Source organism: Planctomicrobium limosum (genome assembly GCF_051465645.1).
Taxonomy (GTDB): domain Bacteria; phylum Planctomycetota; class Planctomycetia; order Planctomycetales; family Planctomycetaceae; genus Planctomicrobium.
Map to the genome: position 1 here is coordinate 16,808 of NZ_CP195790.1, position 23,386 is coordinate 40,193.

18 protein-coding genes are annotated in these 23,386 nt (G+C 53.3%); 9 read left to right on the forward strand and 9 right to left on the reverse strand.

What is annotated here, in order from left to right; all coding sequences use genetic code 11:
• The first annotated feature begins 127 nt into the window (after window positions 1-127).
• The gene (acnA, locus tag SH527x_RS00060; protein WP_437192612.1) at window positions 128-2,878 is read left to right on the forward strand and encodes an aconitate hydratase AcnA; all 2,751 of its coding nucleotides are present in this window, start codon (window positions 128-130) and stop codon (window positions 2,876-2,878) included.
• A gap of 274 nt (window positions 2,879-3,152) precedes the next feature.
• A complete protein-coding gene (locus tag SH527x_RS00065; protein ID WP_437192613.1) occupies window positions 3,153-3,494 on the forward strand; it encodes a rhodanese-like domain-containing protein in 342 nt (113 codons plus the stop codon).
• 33 nt (window positions 3,495-3,527) lie between these two features.
• Here the strand turns inward: SH527x_RS00065 and SH527x_RS00070 are convergent, their stop codons facing one another.
• Window positions 3,528-3,731: a hypothetical protein gene (locus tag SH527x_RS00070; RefSeq protein ID WP_437192614.1), complete on the reverse strand. Its 204-nt coding sequence runs from the start codon at window positions 3,729-3,731 to the stop codon at window positions 3,528-3,530.
• 26 nt (window positions 3,732-3,757) lie between these two features.
• On the opposite strand from SH527x_RS00070, the gene SH527x_RS00075 reads away from it, so the two are divergent.
• Both SH527x_RS00075 and SH527x_RS00080 read left to right on the forward strand, forming a co-directional pair.
• Window positions 3,758-5,296: a YifB family Mg chelatase-like AAA ATPase gene (locus SH527x_RS00075; protein ID WP_437192615.1), complete on the forward strand. Its 1,539-nt coding sequence runs from the start codon at window positions 3,758-3,760 to the stop codon at window positions 5,294-5,296.
• A gap of 169 nt (window positions 5,297-5,465) precedes the next feature.
• Window positions 5,466-6,875 (forward strand): hypothetical protein, encoded by a 1,410-nt coding sequence (locus SH527x_RS00080; RefSeq protein WP_437192616.1) that lies wholly within the window; start codon window positions 5,466-5,468, stop codon window positions 6,873-6,875.
• A gap of 112 nt (window positions 6,876-6,987) precedes the next feature.
• Here the strand turns inward: SH527x_RS00080 and SH527x_RS00085 are convergent, their stop codons facing one another.
• The 3 genes from SH527x_RS00085 to SH527x_RS00095 form a co-directional block, all read right to left on the reverse strand.
• Entirely contained in the window at window positions 6,988-7,608 is a 621-nt protein-coding gene (locus SH527x_RS00085; protein ID WP_437192617.1) for a GntR family transcriptional regulator, read from the reverse strand.
• Window positions 7,609-7,985: 377 nt separating this feature from the next.
• Window positions 7,986-11,429 carry a pyruvate carboxylase gene (locus SH527x_RS00090; protein ID WP_437192618.1) on the reverse strand — a complete coding sequence of 1,148 codons (3,444 nt, stop codon included), beginning with the start codon at window positions 11,427-11,429 and terminating at the stop codon, window positions 7,986-7,988.
• Between the two features lie 260 nt (window positions 11,430-11,689).
• Entirely contained in the window at window positions 11,690-12,325 is a 636-nt protein-coding gene (locus SH527x_RS00095; protein WP_437192619.1) for a DUF447 domain-containing protein, read from the reverse strand.
• Window positions 12,326-12,462: 137 nt separating this feature from the next.
• On the opposite strand from SH527x_RS00095, the gene SH527x_RS00100 reads away from it, so the two are divergent.
• The 3 genes from SH527x_RS00100 (at window position 12,463) to SH527x_RS00110 (ending at window position 15,777) form a co-directional block, all read left to right on the forward strand.
• Entirely contained in the window at window positions 12,463-13,362 is a 900-nt protein-coding gene (locus SH527x_RS00100) for an ATP-grasp domain-containing protein (RefSeq protein WP_437192620.1), read from the forward strand.
• A 1-nt stretch (window position 13,363) separates the two neighbouring features.
• Complete coding sequence (locus SH527x_RS00105; protein WP_437192621.1) at window positions 13,364-14,290, forward strand: inositol monophosphatase family protein; 927 nt, start codon at window positions 13,364-13,366, stop codon at window positions 14,288-14,290.
• Window positions 14,291-14,382: 92 nt separating this feature from the next.
• Window positions 14,383-15,777: an HD domain-containing protein gene (locus SH527x_RS00110; protein WP_437192622.1), complete on the forward strand. Its 1,395-nt coding sequence runs from the start codon at window positions 14,383-14,385 to the stop codon at window positions 15,775-15,777.
• 126 nt (window positions 15,778-15,903) lie between these two features.
• Here the strand turns inward: SH527x_RS00110 and SH527x_RS00115 are convergent, their stop codons facing one another.
• Complete coding sequence (locus tag SH527x_RS00115) at window positions 15,904-16,698, reverse strand: 3-keto-disaccharide hydrolase (protein WP_437192623.1); 795 nt, start codon at window positions 16,696-16,698, stop codon at window positions 15,904-15,906.
• A 177-nt stretch (window positions 16,699-16,875) separates the two neighbouring features.
• Window positions 16,876-17,367, reverse strand: a complete 492-nt coding sequence (locus SH527x_RS00120; protein WP_437192624.1) for a 3-hydroxyacyl-ACP dehydratase FabZ family protein — start codon at window positions 17,365-17,367, stop codon at window positions 16,876-16,878.
• Between the two features lie 236 nt (window positions 17,368-17,603).
• Between SH527x_RS00120 and SH527x_RS00125 the strand changes: the two genes are divergently transcribed.
• On the forward strand, window positions 17,604-18,713 hold the full coding sequence (locus SH527x_RS00125) for a DUF1501 domain-containing protein (protein WP_437192625.1): 1,110 nt from the start codon (window positions 17,604-17,606) through the stop codon (window positions 18,711-18,713).
• Between the two features lie 164 nt (window positions 18,714-18,877).
• Here the strand turns inward: SH527x_RS00125 and SH527x_RS00130 are convergent, their stop codons facing one another.
• Window positions 18,878-20,155, reverse strand: coding sequence for a Gfo/Idh/MocA family protein (locus SH527x_RS00130; protein WP_437192626.1), 1,278 nt, complete (start codon window positions 20,153-20,155; stop codon window positions 18,878-18,880).
• A gap of 369 nt (window positions 20,156-20,524) precedes the next feature.
• Here SH527x_RS00130 and SH527x_RS00135 point away from each other — a divergent pair, with 369 nt between their 5' ends.
• Complete coding sequence (locus SH527x_RS00135; protein ID WP_437192627.1) at window positions 20,525-21,646, forward strand: hypothetical protein; 1,122 nt, start codon at window positions 20,525-20,527, stop codon at window positions 21,644-21,646.
• 189 nt (window positions 21,647-21,835) lie between these two features.
• Here SH527x_RS00135 and SH527x_RS00140 read toward each other — a convergent pair whose 3' ends face one another.
• Together SH527x_RS00140 and SH527x_RS00145 are read right to left on the reverse strand one after the other, a co-directional pair.
• Window positions 21,836-22,273, reverse strand: coding sequence for a hypothetical protein (locus SH527x_RS00140; protein ID WP_437192628.1), 438 nt, complete (start codon window positions 22,271-22,273; stop codon window positions 21,836-21,838).
• A 76-nt stretch (window positions 22,274-22,349) separates the two neighbouring features.
• Window positions 22,350-23,372 carry a DUF1559 domain-containing protein gene (locus SH527x_RS00145; protein ID WP_437192629.1) on the reverse strand — a complete coding sequence of 341 codons (1,023 nt, stop codon included), beginning with the start codon at window positions 23,370-23,372 and terminating at the stop codon, window positions 22,350-22,352.
• Window positions 23,373-23,386 lie beyond the last annotated feature (14 nt).

Below are 23,386 nucleotides of genomic sequence, written 5' to 3' on the forward strand. Positions count from 1 at the left end.
TGGTCATTGGATTATTGATGCGTAGTTGCACCATCGCACGGAGTGCCATTCTGTGTGATAGTGATTTCCTTTCCCGTTAGATGTGCTTCCAGCAGGTTGGTGCTGGGTTTCCGGAGCTGTCAAAAACATGAGCGGATCGAATCCCTTCGGCGCAGAAGCAACTCTTAAGACGCTGGCTGGCGATTTCACGATTCATCGTCTGCAAAAACTGACCGAACTCGGGTTGGGAGATGTTTCGCGCTTGCCTTTCTCAATTCGCGTTTTGCTGGAATCAGCATTGCGGAATTGCGATGAGTACATTGTCAGCTCCCAGGATGTGAAAAACATTCTGAACTGGAGCCCATCACAGGCTGAACCGGTTGAAATTCCGTTCATGCCTGGACGTGTAGTTCTGCAGGACTTCACCGGGGTCCCTGCAGTTGTTGACCTTGCTGCACTGCGAGCTGCAATGGTTCGAATGGGTGGAGATCCGAAGAAGATCAACCCATTGGTTCCTTGCGATCTCGTGATCGACCACTCGGTTCAGGTTGATGCATTCGCTTCTGACAATGCGATGCAGGAAAACCTCGACCTGGAATTCGAGCGAAATCAGGAGCGTTACCAATTCCTGAAATGGGGCCAGAAGGCGTTCCAGAATTTCCGCGTTGTTCCACCAGCAACCGGGATCGTTCACCAGGTCAACCTTGAATACCTGGCAAGCGTCGTCCTGAACAAAGATGGCGTTGCTTTCCCGGATTCGCTCGTCGGAACCGACTCTCATACCACGATGATCAACGGGATCGGAATCGTCGGTTGGGGTGTCGGGGGGATTGAAGCGGAAGCGGTGATGCTGGGACAGCCAATTTACATGCTGCTGCCAGAAGTCGTTGGCTTCAAGCTCACTGGGGAACTGCCAGAAGGGGCGACTGCAACCGACCTCGTGTTGACCGCCACCCAGATGCTGCGTCGTCATGGTGTCGTCGGCAAGTTCGTCGAATTCTACGGCCCAGGTCTGGCGAGCATGTCTCTGCCTGACCGTGCCACACTGGCAAACATGGCTCCTGAATACGGTGCCACGATGGGCTTCTTCCCTGTCGACAACGAGACGCTCCGCTTCATGGAACGTACCGGACGTTCGAAGGAACTCATCGACCTCGTTGAGAAGTACTACAAAGAACAGGGGATGTTCCGTACAGAGGACTCGCCTGAGCCAGAATTCAGCACAACGATGGAGCTCAATCTGGCAACAGTTGAGCCTTCCATGGCTGGGCCGAAGCGTCCACAAGACCGCATTCTGCTGTCTGGCATGAAAGCACAGTGGGGGCAGGATCTTTGCACGACCTTCGGCAAGGTTTCAGCAGCAAACGATTCCACACCAGCGTCAATGACTGACGAAGGTGGATTCGCGACTGCAACTGGAATCACGACCGATCCAGGGCTCGATGGCGTACCGGTTGTGCATGAAGGGGAAGCCTTCAAGCTGAAGCATGGTGCCGTTGTGATTGCTGCAATCACAAGCTGCACCAACACAAGTAACCCGAGCGTGATGATGGCTGCCGGGTTGCTGGCACAGAAAGCTGTCGCCAAGGGACTTACGAGCCAGCCTTGGGTGAAGACGTCGCTCGCTCCAGGTAGCCGTGTCGTGACCGACTATCTCGCTCGCGCCGGCGTCACAAGTGCACTCGATCAGTTGGGCTTCCAGCTGGTGGGATACGGCTGCACGACCTGCATCGGTAACAGTGGTCCATTGCCAGATCCAATTGCCAATGCAATTTCCAAGAACGACATCGTTGCCTGCTCGGTTCTGTCAGGGAACCGTAACTTCGAAGGTCGCGTGAACCCGCACGTGAAGGCGAATTATCTGGCGAGTCCTCCGCTGGTCGTCGCCTATGCAATCGCAGGGACAACCGACATTGATCTGACTGTTGAGCCGATTGGACAGGACAAAGCAGGGAATCCTGTTTACCTTTCTGAAATCTGGCCGACACAGAAGGAAATCGCCGACGCCATCGCTGGAGCAATGTCACCAGAGATGTTCGTCAACGAATACTCCAAGGCGAGCCAAGGGCCACCAGAGTGGCAGGCGATCGAAGGGGGCGAAGGGGACCTGTTTACCTGGGACGAGAAGAGCACCTACGTTCAGGAGCCTCCGTTCTTCGTGGACATGCCAACGAATCCACAGCCGATCAAGGGCATTTCTGGTGCTCGCGTGCTGGTCAGCGTCGGGGATTCAACCACGACCGACCACATCAGCCCTGCGGGATCAATTAAGAAAGATTCCCCAGCCGGAAAGTTCCTGCAAGACAACGGCGTCGCTCCGATCGACTTCAACAGCTACGGAAGCCGTCGCGGTAACGATCGGGTCATGACTCGCGGGACATTCGCCAACATCCGTTTGCGAAACAAGGTCGCTCCCGGAACTGAAGGGGGGCTGACCAAGTACCTGCCGACTGGCGAAGTGACATCAATCTACGACGCCTCGATGAAGTATCAGGCCGAAGGGATTTCCCTGATTGTCCTCGCTGGCAAAGAATACGGAACCGGGTCATCACGCGACTGGGCCGCGAAGGGGACTCAGCAGCTTGGAATCTCGGCTGTGATCGCTGAGAGCTTTGAGCGTATTCACCGCTCGAACCTGATCGGAATGGGCGTTCTGCCGTTGCAGTTCCGTGCAGGTGAAAGCCGTGAAGCACTCGATCTCGATGGCACAGAAGTCTATGAGATTGCTGTCGACGACAACGTGAAGCCAGGGCAGGCCATTGAAGTGACTGCACGTCGTGCAAACGGCGAAGAAGTCCACTTTGTGACAACATGCCGTATTGATACGCCAGTGGAAGTTGAGTACTACCGCAACGGTGGGATTCTCCACACAGTCTTGCGTCAGTTGCTGAAAAGCTAACTTGCCTGAGAGTGTTCACTGCAGATCAGCAGTATGAGTAATCAACACCGCCCTGAGTTCCAACTCAGGGCGGTGTTGTTTTTGTGGGACACGACGTGCGAATCTGCTTTTCCTGTATCAATTCGCTCCGATCCACTACTCGCATCAGATCGAAGTGAATTATGATTCGTCCTCGTCGCTGAACAGCCTTTGAATCGTGTGAGGACTGACACAGAACGCAGTTCTGCGCGGATCAGTCAGACTAAAATGAAGTTGCATCTGGAGAGATGAGCGTATGTCCGGTTCAGAATTCCCCATTGAGATTGATATCGCCAGTGTTTCCGGCCTGTTGTCGAGCGGGGAAGACTTCCTCTTTCTGGACTGCCGTGAAGCAGATGAGTACGCCACAGCAAAAATTGAAGGGGCAGTACTTCTTCCGATGAGTGAAATTCAGGATCGAGTCGGCGAACTCTCAGAAAGTCGCGACAAACAAATCGTAGTCCACTGCCACCACGGCGGACGAAGTCTGCGAGTCGCCAGATGGTTGCGAGGTCAGGGTTTCGACAAAGCTCAAAGTATGGCTGGCGGAATTGACGGCTGGTCGCTTCAGATTGATCCAGAAGTCCCTCGTTACTAAAGCCATTTCGTCTCATACGTGGTCATGTCGCAGTCACCTGAGCCGATGGATTTTGCCTCCACGCTCCAGCTCAAAATGTTTGGGGTTCTGGCTGTGAATCGCTGCGATTGGTGAGACGGTGTCGCCGACTGTTCGATGCATCAGCGCACCTGAAACAGGTACGCCAGGGCCTGCATTGCGGCGGTGAGGTTGAAGCGGCAAGTCGCTGTACTTCGTGTGCAGTTGAGTCGCTGTCATTTGTGATTTTGTTTCAGGGCCAAACGATGCTCGCAAAACTGTTGACGCATACTTTATTTGGAATTGATGCGCGTCCTGTTGAAGTCGAAGTTGATATCTCACCTGCAGCGATGCCCAAGACGATTCTGGTCGGGCTCGCTGAAGCTGCCGTTCGGGAGAGTGTTCATCGCATCGAACGCGCTTTGGTGAACAGCGGCTATCAACGTCCCATCGACAGGATTGTGATCAACCTTTCTCCGGCAGATTTGCCAAAGGAAGCGGCGTCGACAGACCTGGCGATTGCCTTGGGCATTCTCGCGGCCAGCGGTCAGATGCAGTCTGAATTCTTTGGAGACTATTCCGTCGCCGGTGAACTCGCGCTCGATGGAACTGTGCGCCCGGTGAAAGGAACACTTTCGATGGCGTTGCAGGCACGAGCAGATGGACGCCGTGGGCTCGTGGTTCCTCTTGGTAATGCCAGAGAATCAGCTGTTGTGGACGGAATTGACATCATTCCGGTCGGTTCGCTCGCAGAAGCGGTCGGCTTCTTTACAGGGGAGCTTCCTGTTGAGCCGGTGCCATTCAGCTGGGATGAGGCGGTCATCGAGTTCGGGGCATATTCCATCGACTATTCCGACGTCAAAGGTCAGGAAATGGCGAAGCGAGCAGTCACAGTTGCTGCCGCTGGAAGGCACCATTTACTGATGATCGGAAGTCCGGGAACTGGCAAAACGCTGCTTGCGCAACGCATCGGCTCCATTCTTCCTCAACTTTCACCAGAGGAATGTCTGGAGACGACTCGGATCTACAGTGCTGTCGGGCGACTTGAGAGTGGACAGTCGCTCATGCTGACGCGGCCGTTTCGATCTCCACATCATACGATCAGCGAAGCCGGTCTGGTCGGAGGGGGAAGTACTCCGACGCCCGGAGAGATCAGTCTCGCGCATCATGGAGTCCTCTTTCTCGATGAGTTGCCAGAGTTCAATCGACGAACTCTGGAAGTGATGCGTCAGCCGTTGGAAGAGAATCGAGTCACGATTTCCAGAGCCATTGGCAGCATGACATTCCCTGCGAATTTGATGCTGGTTGCGGCTATGAATCCCTGTCCTTGTGGCTTTCGAGGAGATCCGCGTCGGGCCTGCAGTTGCTCTCCGATGCATATTGAACGTTATCTCAGCAAGTTGTCTGGCCCTCTATTAGACCGTATTGATATTCACATCGAGGTTCCGGCAGTGCCGTTCCGCGAGTTATCGAATTCCAAACCAGGGACCGACAGTACAATGATTCGGGACAAGGTGATTCAGGCTCGCGAGATTCAAAGAGAACGGTTTGCAAAGGAGCCGGTCAGTCTGAATGGAACAATGTCTCCCAGACAGATCCGGACGTATTGCAAACTGAATAAAGAGGCCGAATCGCTTCTGAAGGCGGCGATGGAAGACATGGGCTTATCTGCGAGAGCGCATGACAAAATTCTTCGAGTCAGTCGGACGATCGCAGACTTGGACGGTGCCGATTCGATCGAGGTTCACCACCTGACCGAGGCGATCAACTATCGTGCTCTCGACCGGACCTACTGGTCGCGGTAATTCAAGTGCCTTCTGAAACTGCTATCGGGAAAGAGGTTGCAGCTATGGGTCTGGCCGTGGGAGGGGAGAGCAAATCGCTCTGGCCGGAATCTGTCATCTCGGCGTAAGATAGTCGCAACTTTGTTTTTTGCTGCGATTTTCGTGCGTGTGCTGTGTCATGGAGGACAAAATGACGCTGTTCGTTCAGGCTCATTCTCTGTTGGGGAATTGGTGCCGGATTTCGATTTGTTGCGCCATCCTTCTCGTGGGGGCCGCAAACGAGGCCAGTGCTCAAGGGGAAACGATTCGTCTCTCTGAGAGTTATTCGGATAGTCGCGTGTTCTCGAATCAGTCGACGATTGTCACCTCCGGCAAGGTTCAGGCTGCCAAGGGGAATGGCGAGAAAGAAGACTTCGACCTGAAGGCAAACATCTCGTTTGATTATTTCTCGCGTCGCCTGCCTCCATCTGGACGTGACGCCGATGCTCTCCGTGACATTCGCTATTTTCAGAATGCCAATCTGGCGACGACAGTTGCCGGTTATGAAACAAAAGTCGAATTGCCTGCCGATCGCCGCTTGATTGTCGTCAACGGATCGCGGGAGGGGCTGGTCAGTTATTGCCCGGATGGATTGCTGAACCGGGAAGCGGTCGATCTGCTGGAGATTCCGGGAGACGCACTTTCGCTGTTGTCTGTCCTGCCTTTGACTGAGGTGCGCATTGGGGAAGAATGGTCCCCTCCGGACTGGGTGCTGCAGATGCTGACGGGCATTGAAGCCGTAGAGACATCGGAGCTGAAATGCAAACTCGATTCAGCGACACCAGCTGCCGCGAAGGTCACCTTCACCGGAAAGATTACGGGGTTGAAACTGGGAACAACGACAACGGTTTCTGTTGTCGGGGTATTGCTTTTCAATCTGGAAGAGAAGTTTCTCTCTCAGGCGAAGACCGTGTATACGGTGACATCGGACGTCGGCACGGTGAATCCAGGACTCGATATGAAGGTGACCACGTCACTCACCAGATCGATTTCAAAAGCGACGCCACAACTGTCAGATGAAGTCCTGAATCGTATTCCATTGGATCCTGCTCCAGAAGTGTTGGCGTTGAGTTATCTTGCCGCGCCATGGGGACTCGAATTGAGTCACGGCCGCGACTGGCACTTGTTCCAGGCGGTTTACGACGGCGGGGCACCAGTGGCGATTCTCCGTCTCGTTGAACTCGGAAGTCTGGTTGCTCAATGTAATTTCTCGCCGGCGCCTGCTGCACCGGGCGGAAACATGACGCCGCTCGAAGTGTTCGAGATGGACATTCAGAAATCACTGGGAGAACGCTTCGGAGAGATTGTTTCCCGCGAGACGATTCCGCTCGATGATGGTCGCAAGATTTATCGGGTTGCTGCCAGCGGTCATGTGATGTTCCGCAGTAATAAAGAGCGTGCAGAAATTCCGATGAACTGGATTTATTACCTTGTCTCAAACAAGGACGGGAAGCAGGCATCGTTCGTGTTCTCAGTCGAACCGCCACTCCTGGAGCAACTCGCGAATCGGGATCGAGAGCTTGTTCAGAGCCTGATGTTCCAGACTTCAGCAAAGAAGTAGAGACTCCGATAGAGTCAAGCTCTCACAGCAGAAACGATAAAAGACTGGTTCAGACGAACCAGTCTTTTTCATTTGGCCTTAGATCTGCCGTCTCATGAGAGACCGACATGGTCTAATCAATCTTCTCTTTGAGTAAGCGAACGGATTGATCGAGAGTGCCGGATTGGAACGTCTCGAGAATTGTGCGGTGTTCTTCGTAGATGTCCATCAGATTATGGCATCGTCGTTGGGAGCGGCGGAAGTGCGAGCGGATTCGCCCGACGAGCAAGTCCCAGATGGCGAGCAGGTCTGGCTGATCCAGACGTTCGAGCAGGTAGCGATGGAACGCGATATCCATTTCCGCAATGGTGTGGAAATCCTGATCGACGCACGCCTGTTGCATCTCCTTCAAGATTTCGTTCCAGTGAGCGAAATCTTCTGGACGAAGTTCGTCAAAAATTTCACGAAGAGCGTAGACTTCCAGAGCTTTTCGCAACGGAAGAATCACTCCCCGAACGGCTTTCGGAGCCTCAGGAGCAACGACTGCCCCGCAGTTTGGTTTGGTTTGTAACAAGCCCTGATGCGAGAGCTTCTGAACTGCTTCTCGAACGAGCCCTCGTCCCACTCCGAATCGCTTGGTGATCGCCGCTTCCGTTAGACGATGTCCTTCAGGCATGCGTCCAGACAGAATCTCTTCACGGATCTGGCTCGCAATTTCTGCTGAACCGATCGATGTCGTCGGTTTCCGTTTCACTGACGCACTCCAGCAGCGGCTATGTCGTATGGGAAGTTGTTGTCACTTGAGGGGCGGCCGCGGTCATCCTGTCTGGGCGATCTTGGTGATTCTCGCTTAAAAGGGCGATTCGACGCATCCTTTGCTTGACTGATTTTGACTGTAGATATTTGACAAGAATTGTCAACAATCGGTATTCGGTTTGCGACAGATCTTCCAGGAATCGTAAGCACCAACAGGTGAAATGGCCACTTTCGATTGGAAACCGGAACGCTAGGTCTTCGGTTGCGACTGGAATGGCTCTGCCTGAGAAACAAAACGGGGACAAACGCTTGTGCGAATGTCCCCGTAGCTGGATTGCATTTCAAATCGGGTTCAAATGGCGATTGCCGTTTGAGTTACTCAAGCGTAAGAAGCAGATCGCCAGTCGAGACCTGAGTGCCTGCTTTCATAAGCAACTGACCGACGGTACCGGCGCGTTCCGCATTCAGTGTCGTCTGCATCTTCATTGCTTCGATGACCAACAGCTTTTGGCCCTTGGTGATCTTGTCACCTGCTTGCACCGCGACGCTGACAACCATCCCAGGCATGCTTGCGGCAATGTGGGTTGGATTGCTTGTATCCGCTTTGATGTTCTTCTCGACGATCGATTCAACGGATCGGTCGTCGATGGTGACGTCGCGAGGTTGGCCGTTCAATTCGAAGAAGACTGTTCGCGTTCCATCCGGATGTGGGCTGCCGGTTGTCAGGAACTTGATGAACAAGGTCTTGCCGGGTTCAATCTCTGCAGCGAATTCTTCCCCGGACTGCATTCCAAAGAAGAAGACCGGAGTCGGCAAAATGCTGGTATCGCCGTAATTCTCAACATGCTGCGCGTAGTCTTTGAAGACGCCTGGGTACATGACCCAACTCAGCATCTCTCGTTCAGTTGGCTGGCGGCCAAGGAACGGGACCATTTTCTGGGCAGCCTGAGCGAAGTCGATTGGTGGGAGTGTTTCTCCCGGGCGTCCTGTGAATGGCTTGCGATCTTTCAGGATTCGCTTTTGAACACCTTCAGGGAACCCGCCTTGAGGTTGTCCCATTGCTCCGCCGATCAGGTCGATCACGGATTCAGGGAAGGCGAGCTCGCGATCACTGGCCATCAGGTCGTCAGGTGAGAGTTCATTCGCAACCATGAACAAGGCCATATCGCCAACGGCCTTCGATGTTGGTGTCACCTTGACGATGTCGCCGAACAGTTTGTTGACGTCAGCATATGCCTGACAGATTTCCGGCCAGCGATCTGCCATGCCCAGTGCACGAGCCTGTTCGAAGAGGTTCGTGTACTGCCCTCCAGGCATTTCATGGTTATACAGGTCAGCTGTTCCGGGAAGAACAACGCTCTCGAATGGCAGATAGAACTCGCGAACGGCACGCCAGTACTCGGCCATCTCATCCAGCCGGTGCGTATCGAGCTTTGTATCGCGTGACTGGAAGTGAAGCGACTCACATAGGGTGTTCAGGTTCACCTGCGATGTTCCGCCTGACATTGGGGCCATCGCAGCGTCAACAACGTCGACACCTGCTTTGGAGGCCATCAGCAGAGAGGCAGCCTGAATGCCTGCGGTGTCGTGTGTATGGAAGTGAATAGGGAGTCCGACTTCCTGCTTCAGCGTACTGACAAGCAGTTCGGCGGCTTCTGGTTTACACAACCCGGCCATGTCTTTGATCGCCAGAATATGGGCGCCGGCCTTTTCCAGTTCCTTGGCAAGTTCAACATAATATTTGAGGTTGTACTTGGTGCGGTTCGGATTCAGCAGATCGCCTGAATAGCAGATGGCTGCTTCACAGATGGCACCTGCTTCACAGACCGCTTCCATTGCGACCTTCATGTTGTCAGCCCAGTTCAGGGCGTCGAACACGCGGAAGACGTCGTTACCTGCGGCAGCGGCTTCTTTCACGAAGGACTTCACCAGATTATCCGGGAAGTTGGAATATCCGACGGCACTGGATGCTCGCAGCAACATCTGGAAAAGGATGTTCGGACACTTCTCACGCATTCTGGTGAGTCGGTCCCATGGACACTCTTTCAGGAACCGCATCGAGGTGTCGAAGGTCGCACCGCCCCACATTTCCAGTGAGAAAAGTTCCGGCAGCAGGAAGGAATACGCTTCTGCAACGTTCAGCATATCCTGTGTGCGGAAACGCGTTGCGTGCAACGACTGGTGAGCATCACGGAAGGTGGTGTCGGTGATCAGAAGACGCTTTTCGTCCTTGATCCACTGAGAGAATTTTTCAGCTCCGAGTTCCTTGAACTTGTCTCGGGTGCCGAGCGGGCGAGGGCTGTTGCGGTCGTATGCCGGCACTGGAGCAGCAGAACGGCGGACGGCGACAGGACGCCCTTTCACCAGCGGATTGCCGTTCACAATCGTTTCACCGATCGACCGCAGCAGTCGAGTGGCACGGTCCTGACGGTATGGGAAATCAAAGAGTGATTTCGTTTTGTCGATGAATGTCGTGGTGCAGCGTCCGGCGAGGAAGTCCGGATGGTTCAGGACATTCAACAGGAACGGAATGTTGGTCTTCACCCCACGAACACGGAATTCGCGAAGACAGCGTTCCATGCGGGTGGCGGCTTCTTCGAACTTGCGGCCGCGGGCGGTCACTTTGACCATCAGCGAGTCGTAGTACGGATGGACGAATGCTCCCGAGAAAGCGGTTCCGGCATCAAGTCGGATTCCCATCCCGCTGGCGGAACGATAGTGGGCAATACGTCCGTAGTCTGGAACGAAGTTGTTTGCCGGGTCTTCAGTCGTCACGCGGCATTGCAGGGCAAACCCGTTTACATGGATTTCAGATTGACTTGCGATTCCAATTTCTGGGTCGGCAAGTCGGTATCCCTGAGCCACCAGAATCTGTGACCGGACAACGTCGACCCCGGTGACCTCTTCTGTGACGGTGTGTTCCACCTGAATACGAGGGTTCACTTCAATGAAGTAGAACTTCTGCGTGTCAGTATCCAGCAGGAACTCAACGGTTCCGGCGTTTGAGTACTGAACTTCGCGGCCGATTTTGACGGCGGCATCGCAAATTTCGTTGCGAAGTTCTTCTGGCAGGTTGACCGCTGGTGCGATCTCAACAACTTTTTGATGACGACGTTGGACGGAGCAGTCGCGCTCATACAGGTGAATCAGATTTCCATGCTGATCGCCCAGCAACTGCACTTCGATGTGTCGGGCACGCGGGATGTATTTCTCAATGAAAATGTCCGGGCTGCCGAACGCTGTCAGCGATTCCTGTCGCGCTGCTTCATAAAGCGAGACGAGCTTATCTTCTGATTCAACGACACGCATTCCGCGTCCGCCCCCCCCATGGGCGGCTTTCAGAATGACAGGGTAGCCGAGTTCACTGGCAAGTTTGAGACCTTCGTCCGCATCTTTGAGCGGGTTGTCGGTGCCTGCGAGAATTGGAACCTTGGCCTGCATCGCAATGCGACGAGCAGCGGTTTTGTCACCGAGATTTTGGAGCAGGCTGACGTTCGGACCGACAAAAATGATGCCAGCTTCTTCGCACGCTGCCGCAAATTCCGGTTTTTCCGACAGGAACCCGTAGCCAGGGTGAATCGCGTCGACCCCGACTTCTTTGGCGATGGCGATGATTGATGGAATATCGAGGTACGACCGGATCGGTTCTCCCGATTGTCCCACCTGATACGCTTCGTCGGCTTTGAAACGATGGAGTGCGAAGCGGTCTTCGAATGCGTAAATAGCGACCGTGCGAATATCGAGTTCGGAGGCGGTCCGGAATACACGAATCGCGATTTCGCTTCGATTTGCGACGAGTAGCTTCTGGATCTTCTTCATGTTTCAATCAATTTCTGAACGCAAGCGCGAAGGGACGCGTGTAATCTGCATCACAGTGAGATCAGCAACTTATCGGGACAGCTCATCTGCCACAAGTTTCTGTCTTCACTGATTTACGGAATGGAACCTCGTCTGGTTCCAACCGCTGGATGCCTGTACCGAAAATGGTGGTCGAATCGACGTAACACCTGTTCTGACCGCATGATCTTGTATGGCATGGCGCCGCTGTTCCAGTGGAGCCTTAGCCAATCTCCGCGATTTTAGTCGATTCGATTGCTGGTGGTATCCATGGAAGATGATTTCTTGATGTCGATGTCAACTGGGGACGGGAGACCTGACATGGCTGAGTTGAGAAATTGAGTGAGAAATTCAAATGCGCGAATCTCTGCCGGTCCTGCAGTCTTGTCGATGATGGTTTTGAATTGCGCGAATTGCTCAACGATTTGCTTCGCGGGGATGAGGTGGAGTCGTGTACAGAGAATCGCGGCTTCCAGGACGGCATGTTTCGCTCGATTGAACCCAAAGAATTCTCTCAGATGCCCGGTGTGGATGACGCGTGTATCGATCTCGGTTCTGGCTTGTGAGTCGTCGAGCGAGACAACCTGAAACTCAAACCAGCGGCAGGCACCTGTGATGACTGCCCCATCAATTTTGGTTGCAGGCTTCAATTCTGGGAGGTCTGTTAGGCGTCCTACCGCGGCATGTGCGATGAGTTCAACATCATCGGTGACATGAAAGACGCCGCACCCGGTGCGTTTGAGGTTGGCGTAGGTCGTTGATGTCTGGAAGGGGCGGAAATGAAACGTTGTGAATTCCGCATCGACAATCGGGCCCATCGGAGCGATATTCACCGTGCCGTCTGCGTTCTTCGTTGTGCAGAGACCTTCAAGAATCATTGGACGGCCCTGATTTGATGATGGTGTGCGCCTGATGTCGCAACCGGACTTCCGAAGCAATGATGGTAAGCGAAGTCCCGGTTCCGGAAAACGGTCCTCGTTGAAAGCTGAGAATGAGTCGGTCAATGAATTCCTCGATGAACATTGCCATTCTTGGTCAACCTGATGGCTGGTATGTGAAAGAACTGCAGCAGGTGGCCGAGCAGCGCGGGCATCAGGCAACCTGCGTCGATTTTCGCTCTCTCTGTTCATTGGTCATGAGCGGGACGGCAACGGGAGGGACTGAAGCTGGAAGGACCGGGATCACAGCAGGTGGTCAGGCTCTGCACAATATGGATGCTGTCCTCGTGCGGACCATGCCCCCGGGATCGCTCGAACAGGTCGTCTATCGGATGGATGCGCTTCAGAGGCTGGAAGGGCAGGGGGTTCCGGTGTTGAACTCTCCCAAGGCGATTGAAGCAGCGGTTGACAAGTTTCTGACAACGTCACGAGTTGCTGCCGCCGGACTTCCGACCCCGCGAACGGTTGTCTGCGAAACTGCTGAAGATGCGTTTCTCGCGTTTGAACAACTGGGAGGCGACGTCGTGGTGAAGCCAATCTTTGGGTCCGAGGGACGGGGAATTCTGCGGGTGTCTGATCCCGATCTCGCGTACCGCACATTTCGAACGTTGGAGCGAACCCAGTCTGTGCTCTACTTACAGGAGTTCATCGCACATCCGGGATTTGATATTCGCGTGCTAGTGTTGAACGGAACGGTGCTGGGCTCGTTTGTTCGCAGGCATCCGACTGATTTTCGCACCAATGTGGCCAGAAATGGATCAGCAGAGCCCCATGAGGCCACGGACCGGGAGCGAAGTTTGGCCCTTCAGGCAGCAGAGGCTGTGGGAGCCTGTTTCGCAGGAGTCGACTTATTGTACGATCCAGATGGTCGGTGTCTGGTGATTGAGGTGAATGCTGTGCCGGGATGGCGGGCGTTCGAGAAGGTCACTGGTGTGCATGTCGCCCCACTGGTGATTGAATTTTTGGAGAAACAGTAAGATGTCGGTGAACGCGGATCAGATTGTGGATGTGTTGCGTCAGGTGACTCCGGACTTGTTGCGATGGTCAGGAGCGATCGCTAAGCGGATGCGGACATTTGATATCGGTCTTGAAGGCAAGTCTTCAGGGAGTTCAAACACCGACGCGTTGACCCTCGCCGATCTGACAGTGCAGGAACTGGTCGTTGCCGGTTTACGCGATGCCTCTCCGATTCTTCGTCAGTGTCGAATTGAAGCGGAAGAAGTGAATGGCGATCTGGATGCGTTCGCGACAGAGAGCCCGTTGGTTATTGCTCTCGACCCGATCGATGGGACCAAGTATTTCAAAGACAAAACCGGCAACGGGTACGCAGTAATGATTCACCTGCGGACCGTGAACGAGGTGTTGTATTCGCTCGTCTATGCTCCAGAAGACGGCCCGACCGGATCGTGGACGCAGTGTTATGCAGGCGTGGTGAAGAGTGGACCAGACGACTTTTCGATGAGCGCGTACGATCTTCTGGAACAGATGCCGGCGATTGCTGCGACACAACGCCCAGATTCGAAGAAGATTTATCTCATCGGGTTTCAGAAGAACGATCTTCCGTTCTCGCGACTGGTGACACAGGCCGGGTTGGAAGGATACGCTCCTGACGAAATGCCGGGGAGTATCTATCCACTTCTGGCAACGGGGGAGTTCGGCGGATCTCTGATTCATACGCCGAACATTTATGACTTCCCGGTTGCATTGCACATCGCCAGAGAACTCGGTGGAGATTCTGTGTGGGTTCATAATGGGGAACGCGTGAACTTCTCCAGAACATGGATGGACGACCGGGCGGACATGCTGCGAATCCCAGGGATTGCTGCAACGGCTGATTCGCCAGAGAAACTGAAGATCCTCTGCGATCTGGCCAAAGACTGGAGTCAAGTTCGTTATCAGGATTAGACCGGCAGAAGCAAGAATCGTGTGTTCGCTGTTCTTTAGAACGAGCACTGCCCAGATTGAGACCCGCCTTTAGTTTCTCGACGGATCGATTGATGACTCGCGATTATTCCACGGAAAGTTTGGCGTACTGCCCGATTCACGGGTACATCCCGTTTATCTCCCGTGCCGGCTTGGATGAAGATGAAGTTGCAGAGCAGGACATCATCGACCATCCCTGGGTGCAGCGGATGCGGCATATTCATCAGCTACAAACGGCATGGTGGGTTTTCCCGTCCGCAGAGCACCGACGGTTTCAGCACATTCTCGGGGCGATGCATCTTGGGTCGAAAGTGATTGCGGAATGGTACGATTCCCTTCACGAATCGTTCCCGAATACGCCATCACGCGGGTATGTCGATTGCCTTGTCCGGCTGTCAGCATTGCTGCATGATGTGGGACATGGCCCATTCGGTCACTTCTTTGATGATCATTATCTTCATCAGTTCGATGTGACACACGAGGATATTGGGGCAGCGATCATCGAACGGGACCTGGGCGATCTGATTCGCGGGATTCGACGCAGTCCGAATGGAAAGCTGCAACCGCTTGAAGAGCTCGACCCGAAGCAGATTGCGTTTTTGATTCGTCGCCCTCGCGGGAATGAATCAGGGCATCCGGAATGGCTGCGAAAATTGAGATCGTTGTTCAGTGGTATCTATACCGTGGACAATATGGACTTCGTTCTTCGTGATGCGTACATGACCGGCTTCAATACGAAGGCGGTCGATATCGATCGATTGATCCATTACAGCTTCTTCACAGATCGCGGATTGACGATCCATCTCAAGGGATTGTCGACACTGACCCACTTTATTGAAACGAGAGCAAACCTGTTCCGGATGGTGTATTTCCATCGGACGGTTCGGGCGCTGGATCTTTCGATTGAAGAGATCTTCTCCGAGACGATGCAGCATCTGTTCTCTGGAAATCCAATTGATCATCTCGATCAGTATCTGGATTTCCATGAGTCATCGTTTCTGGTCGATGTGCAGCGATGGCCGCATTCCAAGGAGCCGACCATTCGCAATCTCGGGGAACGCTGGAGGGCGATTCTCTGTCGGAAGACGGGATGGAAGATGGCGTGCGAGCGCACTCTGAATTTCCATTCGGCGCATGGCGAACGCATGACGATCTTTTCTGAACCAGAGCTGATTCTGAGGCGGGTTCGCGAGCGGTTGCCGAAAGCGATTCGCGACATGGAACTGAATATCGATGTGGCGAAGCACTATCACCGCCCGAGCGGTCGGCTTCCAGCAGGCGGTCAGAACTTCATCTACGATCCGGGGGCAGGGATTCATGAGCTGCATGATGATGAACTGTTTCGCTCGATTCCCGTCAGCTTTCTGATCTTCAGAATCTACTGTAAGAACCACGAATACGATGTGGAGCTGAATACTGCTCTCAACAGTGTGCTGGGGGATGCGATGGACGCGAAGACGAATATGTAGTTCGGCAGAAAATTGAACCCGTCTGGAAAAGAAAAAAGCCCGCCCTTCAGAATATTCTGAGGGGTGGGCTTGATTCATTAATGTCGTTGAAGCGGCGTTCTTTTGGAACCCGGCACAGCAATGCGACTACGGAATGATACGGACTTTTAGATCCTGAAAATCAATTGGTGAGCCTTCAGATTCGAGAAGAAGGTGACCTTGGGCTGGATCGGCTCCCGTTCCGCCGGAGACTTCTTCACCGTTCACCCACAAGCGGACTTCGCCGTTGATAGCGCGAACGTAATAGTGGTTCCATTCCCCGTGGCCCAGAGTCGTGTTCTTCTTAGGAAAACTACGTGAGCCGTTGGCGGAACGTGGTTCGAATGGGGTCAGCTTGGTGTACTGCAAGGCAAAGATGTCGCCGTTTGTTGTGAACCAATCTGATTTTTTGCCGTTGGCTTTCTCGAAGTTTTCGGCGTATCCATGATCGAGCATCTGGATTTCGATACCGGTCTTCGGGAGGCCGTTACGCGGAACATCTTTGAGGTGTTGTGGGTCGGCCCAAAGGAACATCCCGGAATTTCCAGCATGTTTATTGTGTCGCCACAGGACGCTGATCTCGACGTTTTTGAATATTTCCTTGGAGCGAGTCACTCCGATTGGCAACCCCGTGCAATGGATCAGGCCGTCTCGCATTGACCAGGTGTCTGGATCGCAATTGACGTTTTCAAAGTCATTGAGCGTCAGCTTTCGCCACTCAGGACCGTTGTCGTCAATGAACGCTCTGCGAACGTCAGGACGGATTGGTTCGCCAATTAAAGTCTTACCTGGTGCAACTTTTTCTTTCACAATCGGTGCTGAATCATCAGCCGCGAGAGGTGACTGGCCAAGCTGAGACAATACCGCAACACTCAACAGCAGTAGCGACGAGACGCGTATCATTGCCTTGAATCCTTTGGTTTGCAGTGGGGGCTGACTCTGTACGGAGTGAGCAGGGAGGCCCGGCAAGCAATAATGGAATCCGCACAGGGTCAATCGACGTCATCAGTGCATCCATTTTCGCCTGTGCAACGGGAAATCAGAGAAACGCCCCGATGCACAGTGGGAAAATTGACCTGTTTACTTACGGCTGATTGGCACGCCAATCATCTGGCCGTTGAAGACCTGCTTGTCGTTGACAAAACCCTGAAACTGGAACTGTGCCATGCGGCGTTCTTTGACCATCACGGTCTTAACGCACAGGATGAGGCGTGAGTTCGGGTAAACAGGGTAACGGAAACGAACCTCGTTCATTCCGCCGAAGCCGAGGTAATCGCCTCCTTTGAGAATGTCGTATTTGCGAGCGTAGTACCCTGCGAGCTGGGCAGCTGATTCGCACAGAATCACGCCGGGCATCAAAGGGAAGCCGGGCATATGTCCTTGAATCCAGAATTCATCGTCCGTGACATCTTTGTAGCCAACCAGGCCATGATTGACGGTGTCGACGTAAACAATTCCAGACAGTTGCTCCATTTCGTGCCTCTGGGGGTTCACCTTGCGGATGTCGTCCAGAGTGATAATAGGCTTGTCGAAGTTGAACTGTTTGTAGTCGTACAGTGGCTCAGCAGGCATCGAGTCAGATTCCATTCGTATCAATAGGGAAGGAATTGAATAGAACACATTCCGGGGAACGATTGTCATGTTGTACGAAATCCTGCAATCCCCGTCACCGTAAGATTCTGCTCCCTGACCAATTTCATGCAGAGAGAAGCCAGCATTCCTGCTGTTGAGGGCCTGAAAACCCTGTTAGGATATCTAAAAGATGCCGGAGAACCGGGGATCGAACTAATCCAGAGGTTGGGTGACAGATGAAAACGGCTGAGGGCGTTTCGACGTTGACGCAGGTCTCCCGCCGTGGTTTTCTCGCAGTGGGGGGAGCGAGCGTCGTGGGAATTTCGCTGAAATCTGCACTTGCCGCCCGAGCAGGGAAGGCGGGAGCTGTCATTCAGATCGTACTGAATGGGGGAGCAAGTCATCTTGACCTGTTTGATCCCAAACCGTTGGCCCCGCGGGAATATCGCGGACCAATGCATTCTATTGCGACTCGAATTCCGTCGATCCGGTTTTCAGAATGTCTGCCGCGTCTCGCAGATCGGGCGGATCGACTGGTGATCGTCCGGTCACTGTTTCATGACGCGGCTCCGATCCATGAAACGGGCCTGCAATTGCTTGAAACGGGACGGCTTGTGACACGTCGCGAACAGCCTGTGCCAGTGAGTGTCTTGCTGGAAGACCATTTTCAGTCGCGAAAACGCTCTCCGATTTCTGTTTTGCTGAGTGATCCAGTCGTCGAACCGGCCGGGAATATCTCTGTTTCTAACGAAACTGCGACGTCTACACGCCGCCGAGCAGCCACTCTCGCGGAATTGACAGCTCAAGGGTTTTCGATTCCGGACTACCAGTCCGCCACTGCGCGAGTGAAAGATTCCTACGGATCAGGTGAGTTTGCTCGGAAATTCTGGTCGGCTGCCAGATTGGTCGAACGGGGAGTCATGCACATCCAACTGAATACGTTTGATGTGCTAGACGGACAACGGACCTGGGATGCTCACGGGGATCAGGAGATCGGGCCTGCGAATATCTTTGATTATCGTGATTCACTCGGTCCACAGCTTGATCAGGCATTCTCAGCGTTGATTGACGATCTGCAGTCGTCCGGGTTGCTGCAGCAGACATTGATTCTCTGTACAGGCGAGATGGGGCGCAATCCTCGTCTGAATGAGGATGGAGGGCGCGATCACTGGACTCAGGCGTGGTCCGGAATTCTGGTCGGAGGAGGGCTGGAAGGGGGCCAGGTGATTGGTGAAACAGATGAGTATGGAGAAACGATCACCAGCGATCCATTGCCTGTCTCACAACTGCCGATGATGGCTCTGAATTTTCTCGGCGTCCCTACAAGCACTGACGAAATCGCGTAGCAACCACTGCACAGCTTTGTTTGCATCGCCATCGTCGACCAGTGTTTTCAGTGGAACATCCCGCACTGCGTCTCTGTGGATTTCAGTAAAACTGTGAATACAAACAAAAAGTCACCTCGGTCTTGTCAGGCCGAGGTGACTTTCATTTTCATGCCGCAGGCTTACTACGATGGTTGGTATTCCATGTTGTGTGACCATGGAGCGCGGTACGGGCGATCGGTCATCGCCTGAGCTTCTGGATCGTTGACGAACTTCTCTGCCTTTGGATCCCATTTCACACCGCGGCCCAGTCGGGCGACGATGTTTCCAAGGTGGCAGACGGTTGCGGAGCGGTGTCCGATTTCGACGTCAGCGACCGGTTTTTCGCGAGTTTTGATGCAGTTCAAGAAATCGGCGTGATGATTCTTGCTGTGATACAGCTGAATTGGCATCGCAGCGAAATCAGTCGTCAACAACTCTGGAATATCGCTGGTGAGCTTGCCGCGATTGACCGCGATGGTGCCTTTCTCGCCAATGAACTTTGCACCGTTTGGAATGTCCGGGTCTAACTGCCCGAGGATGACTTTCACACCATTTTCATAGGTGTAGGTGATCCGGCAGGTTTCGGTGACCTCTGAAATGTTCGGTTGGTTGAAGGTCGCTTTTCCGTCAACTGCAACTGGCCCGGAATCGTCCATTCCCAATGCCCATTGAGCAATGTCGAGATGGTGTGCGCCGAAGTTGGTGATCTGTCCGCCGGAATAGTCCCACCAGAAGCGGAAGTTGTAATGGACTCGCTTTTCGTTGTACGGCCTGAAAGGTGCAGGGCCGAGCCACATTTCGTAATCGAGATTGGCTGGCGGAGAGGAATCCTCAGGGAGCGGGCCAGGGTAGTTTGACTTTGGAATTCCGACCTGAACTTCTTTGATCTTTCCGATCGCGCCGTTGCGGATCAATGTACAGGCTTTCCAGAATTCTTCCCCGGAACGCTGCTGAGATCCTGTCTGAACAACTCGCTTGTATTTGCGAGCTGCATCGGTCATCCGTCGACCTTCGTTGATTGTCAAAGAGAGCGGCTTTTCGCAGTAGACATCTTTTCCTGCCTGGCACCCATGAATCGTCATCAGGGCATGCCAGTGGTCTGGAACGGTCAGAATCACCGCATCAATATCTTTACGGTCGAGAACTTTGCGGTAGTCCCCGTATTCAACCGGATTCTGATTCTTCTCACTGGTGATGGCGAGTGCTGCGGTGCGCACATCAGAGTCAACATCGCAGATCGCAGCGATGTTGCATCCCTGACCGAGGAAGGCCTTCAGGTTGGTCGTACCTTGATTTCGAACCCCGACCACGCCTAAGGTGACGCGCTCGTTGGCACCAAAACAGGGGCTTGGCACAAAGTAGGGGACTGCAAAAGCAGAGGCAGACGCCTTGAGGAATTGACGTCGGGTCGGTTTGAACATGTCATTCTCCCTGAGAAAACATTGACACTATTGAATTTGGAGTGATACAGATCGCGTTTTGATGAGAATCCCGGGAATGCATTTGATGCAGTGTCAGGTTCAAATCGAACGATCCGGGGCAGGCTGGCTCTCAGGACAGGAGTCCGGCGGCCGTTAAGTGATCTGGTCTCGACGAATCAGTATTGTTTTTAGTGAAACTCTGCTGATGTGAAGACTACGTGTCAGTGCATCACATTTGCAATGAAAGAGCACCGCAAGGTGGGACCGGATCGAGATCCCGTATCTCGGGCTCTGTTCACCATTGTCGGAACTCACATTGTGGAAATGTGAATCGAATCGATCGAATTTCACCCATATTGACGGTAACTGATGAACGACTCAGGAAATAGTCACTCCGACGGGAGTTCGATCAACGATGATCAGGGGCGTGCTTTTCCCTGTCGAACGTGTGGGGCCAATCTTACGTTTCACATTGGCCGTCAGAAGCTGAAATGTGGGCATTGCGGCGACGAGGTTGAAATCGTTCTCAGCGAAGATTCCGCCGTGGTTGAGCAGGACTTCTTTGCGATTCTGGAACGTCAGAAGGAACTTCGAGTCGAAGGGCAGGAACCAGCCGAGGAGCATAACGAAGTCCGTTGTGACTCTTGCGGGGCCAATGTCATCTTTGAAGGAACGCTGACGAGCACGCATTGCCCTTATTGTGGGGGAGGAATTCAGCGCGAGAAAATTCATCGGGGCGGGTTCCGCATTCCAGTAGATGGAGTGCTTCCGTTTCAGGTAGCCGAGAAATCAGCCAAGAGTCGACTGGATCGTTGGGTCGGCTCACGCTGGTTTGCGCCAAACGATTTCAAAAAAGCAGCAAGAGGTGATCACTTTCATGGCGTCTATCTCCCGTTCTGGACATACGACGCGATGACATTTGCGAAGTATACAGGAGAACGTGGGGAGCATTACTACGTCACAACGGGCTCTGGAAAGAACCAGTCTGTGGAACAACGAACCAACTGGTTGCCTGCGGCTGGACAGTTTCAGCACTTCTTTGATGATCTGTTGGTTCTCGGGGCAGCGGAACTTCCTGCTAACCGTATTGATGAACTCGCCCCGTGGAATTTGCAAGACCTGAAGCCGTTTACTCCGGCATATCTCGCAGGCCATTTTGCCCGAACCTATGATGTTGAACTCGACAAAGGGTTTGAAAAGGTAAAGCCGAGAATCGAAGCCGAATTGAGAAAAATGGCAACGAAGCGCATCGGGGGAGATGATCAACGGCTGCATCGGCTTGATACGCGTTACGACGCAGTTTCTTTTAAGCACATTTTGCTTCCGGTCTGGATTGTTGCCTATCAATATCACGACAAGAGCTATCGCGTTTTCATTAACGCTGTGACTGGTCAAGCGACAGGAGATCGGCCGTATAGTTGGGTGAAGATTACCTTGGCAGTTCTGGCAGCGATTGCGGTTGTTGCGGGGATCGTTGCTCTACAGAAGTGACGATGTTGATGCAGGAATGAGACGCTGACTGTTTTGTGCTGAAGCTGCTTCAAACGATGAGTCAATGAAATCAGGGAGGCTTCCAGGTCACTGGAAGCCTCCCTGATTTGCTTCACACTTTTGAGATTCTCGCAGGCATGCTGAGAGTTACTTTTGCCGTCCTATTCGGTATCGATGGATCGCCTCGAACTACTTGGAAGTGAGATCAAAGTCGACCTGATTCTTGCCCGGTGCTTTCACCGCAGCCGTCAATTTGCTTGTATTTCGAGCCATATAGCGTCTCGGAATCTTTGCTTTCAACGGAGGGGGAGGTTGCAGTTCCGATGCTGGAATGCCCGTCTGATCGACGATCGTCTGACCAATTGAAACTTCATAGGCCTCACCGATATCGGCTTCGTTGAACTTCACCTGGTAGGTTCCCGCCTGACCAATGTTCACTCCAGCGGATTCCCCTGTTTTTGGGGACGTAAAATGAATGCTGCCTTCTTCAAGTGGTTCGCCATTGAACTTAACGACACCGTGGATCTCGACGGGAGGGCGACCGCTGTTATTGCCGCAGCCATGAAAAGAGAGCAGGCCGACAACGACAAGAGCAAGAGACCAACCGCGGAGCGAATTGCGATTCACAGAGAGAACTCCAGAATGGGACCTTGGATGATTGCAGCAAATTAAGACTGGAAACGTGAAGGTTTGTGACTCACGTTTACCATTCGCCGATTGGATCGCCATCGTCCCGCACACACAGTCGTTGCAACGTCAACAGGTGAATGTTGTCTCCGGCAAAGCGAACTGACCCGTCAGCTAGAAGGACATGGACACCGCCGGTATGGAACGAAGTCAGTGGGGTATTTGACTTCCAAGGCTGATCGCCTTCTGCGCCAACCGACCGTGGATTCGGGGTATGGAAGACCGATGTGATTCCTGTTGAATAGCGATGAACACCAGTTGCAGGGGACTCGTTCAGCCATGAAGAAACTGTGCCGGTCGTCGTGTTTCCACCCCAACCAGTGTGGTAGACGGCGAGCTGTCGGAATCTGACGTCTGTATTCGAGTTCCCGGATTGTTCGCCAATAACAATCGTGTTTGAGGTGCCGTCGGAGATGTCCTTCATCGATTTGGTTTCCCCATTGAGGAGGATCCCGTTTGATGTTGGAAAATGTCCATGCTGTGCAGCGTAGACGACGTTCGCTCTGGTAATCGGATCAGGGTAGGCTCCCATAATGCCGACGTAATTGTGATTCTGTGTGACTGAACCAACCGTGGTGTCCGCCGGGAGGAATCCATAGAGTTGAGGTAATGGACTTGATGGGCACGAGTAGGCGCCGACAACCTTACCGAAGAGTTGCTGCATGTGGGTTGTGTACTGGCTCAGACTGGTTGGACTGGCGTTGTACGTGTTCAGCATATAACCAGAAGCGGAGGCAAGATTGAACAAAGAGGTTTGCTCAAGGTAGGGGAGAAGTGCGAATCTCCATCCGGTACATGCATTGGCAACTCCAGGACGGGCACCAATTGGAAACGTCAAATAGACGTCATGATAATTGTGAATCGCAAGCCCTAATTGTTTCAAGTTATTCTTGCATTGTGATCGTCTGGCCGCTTCGCGCGCCTGTTGTACAGCCGGGAGCAGAAGTGCGATTAAGATCGCGATGATGGCGATCACAACGAGAAGTTCAATCAGCGTGAACGCCGATTGACGCCTGATACGCTTTGGAACAGGGAACATGACGAATGCCTTTG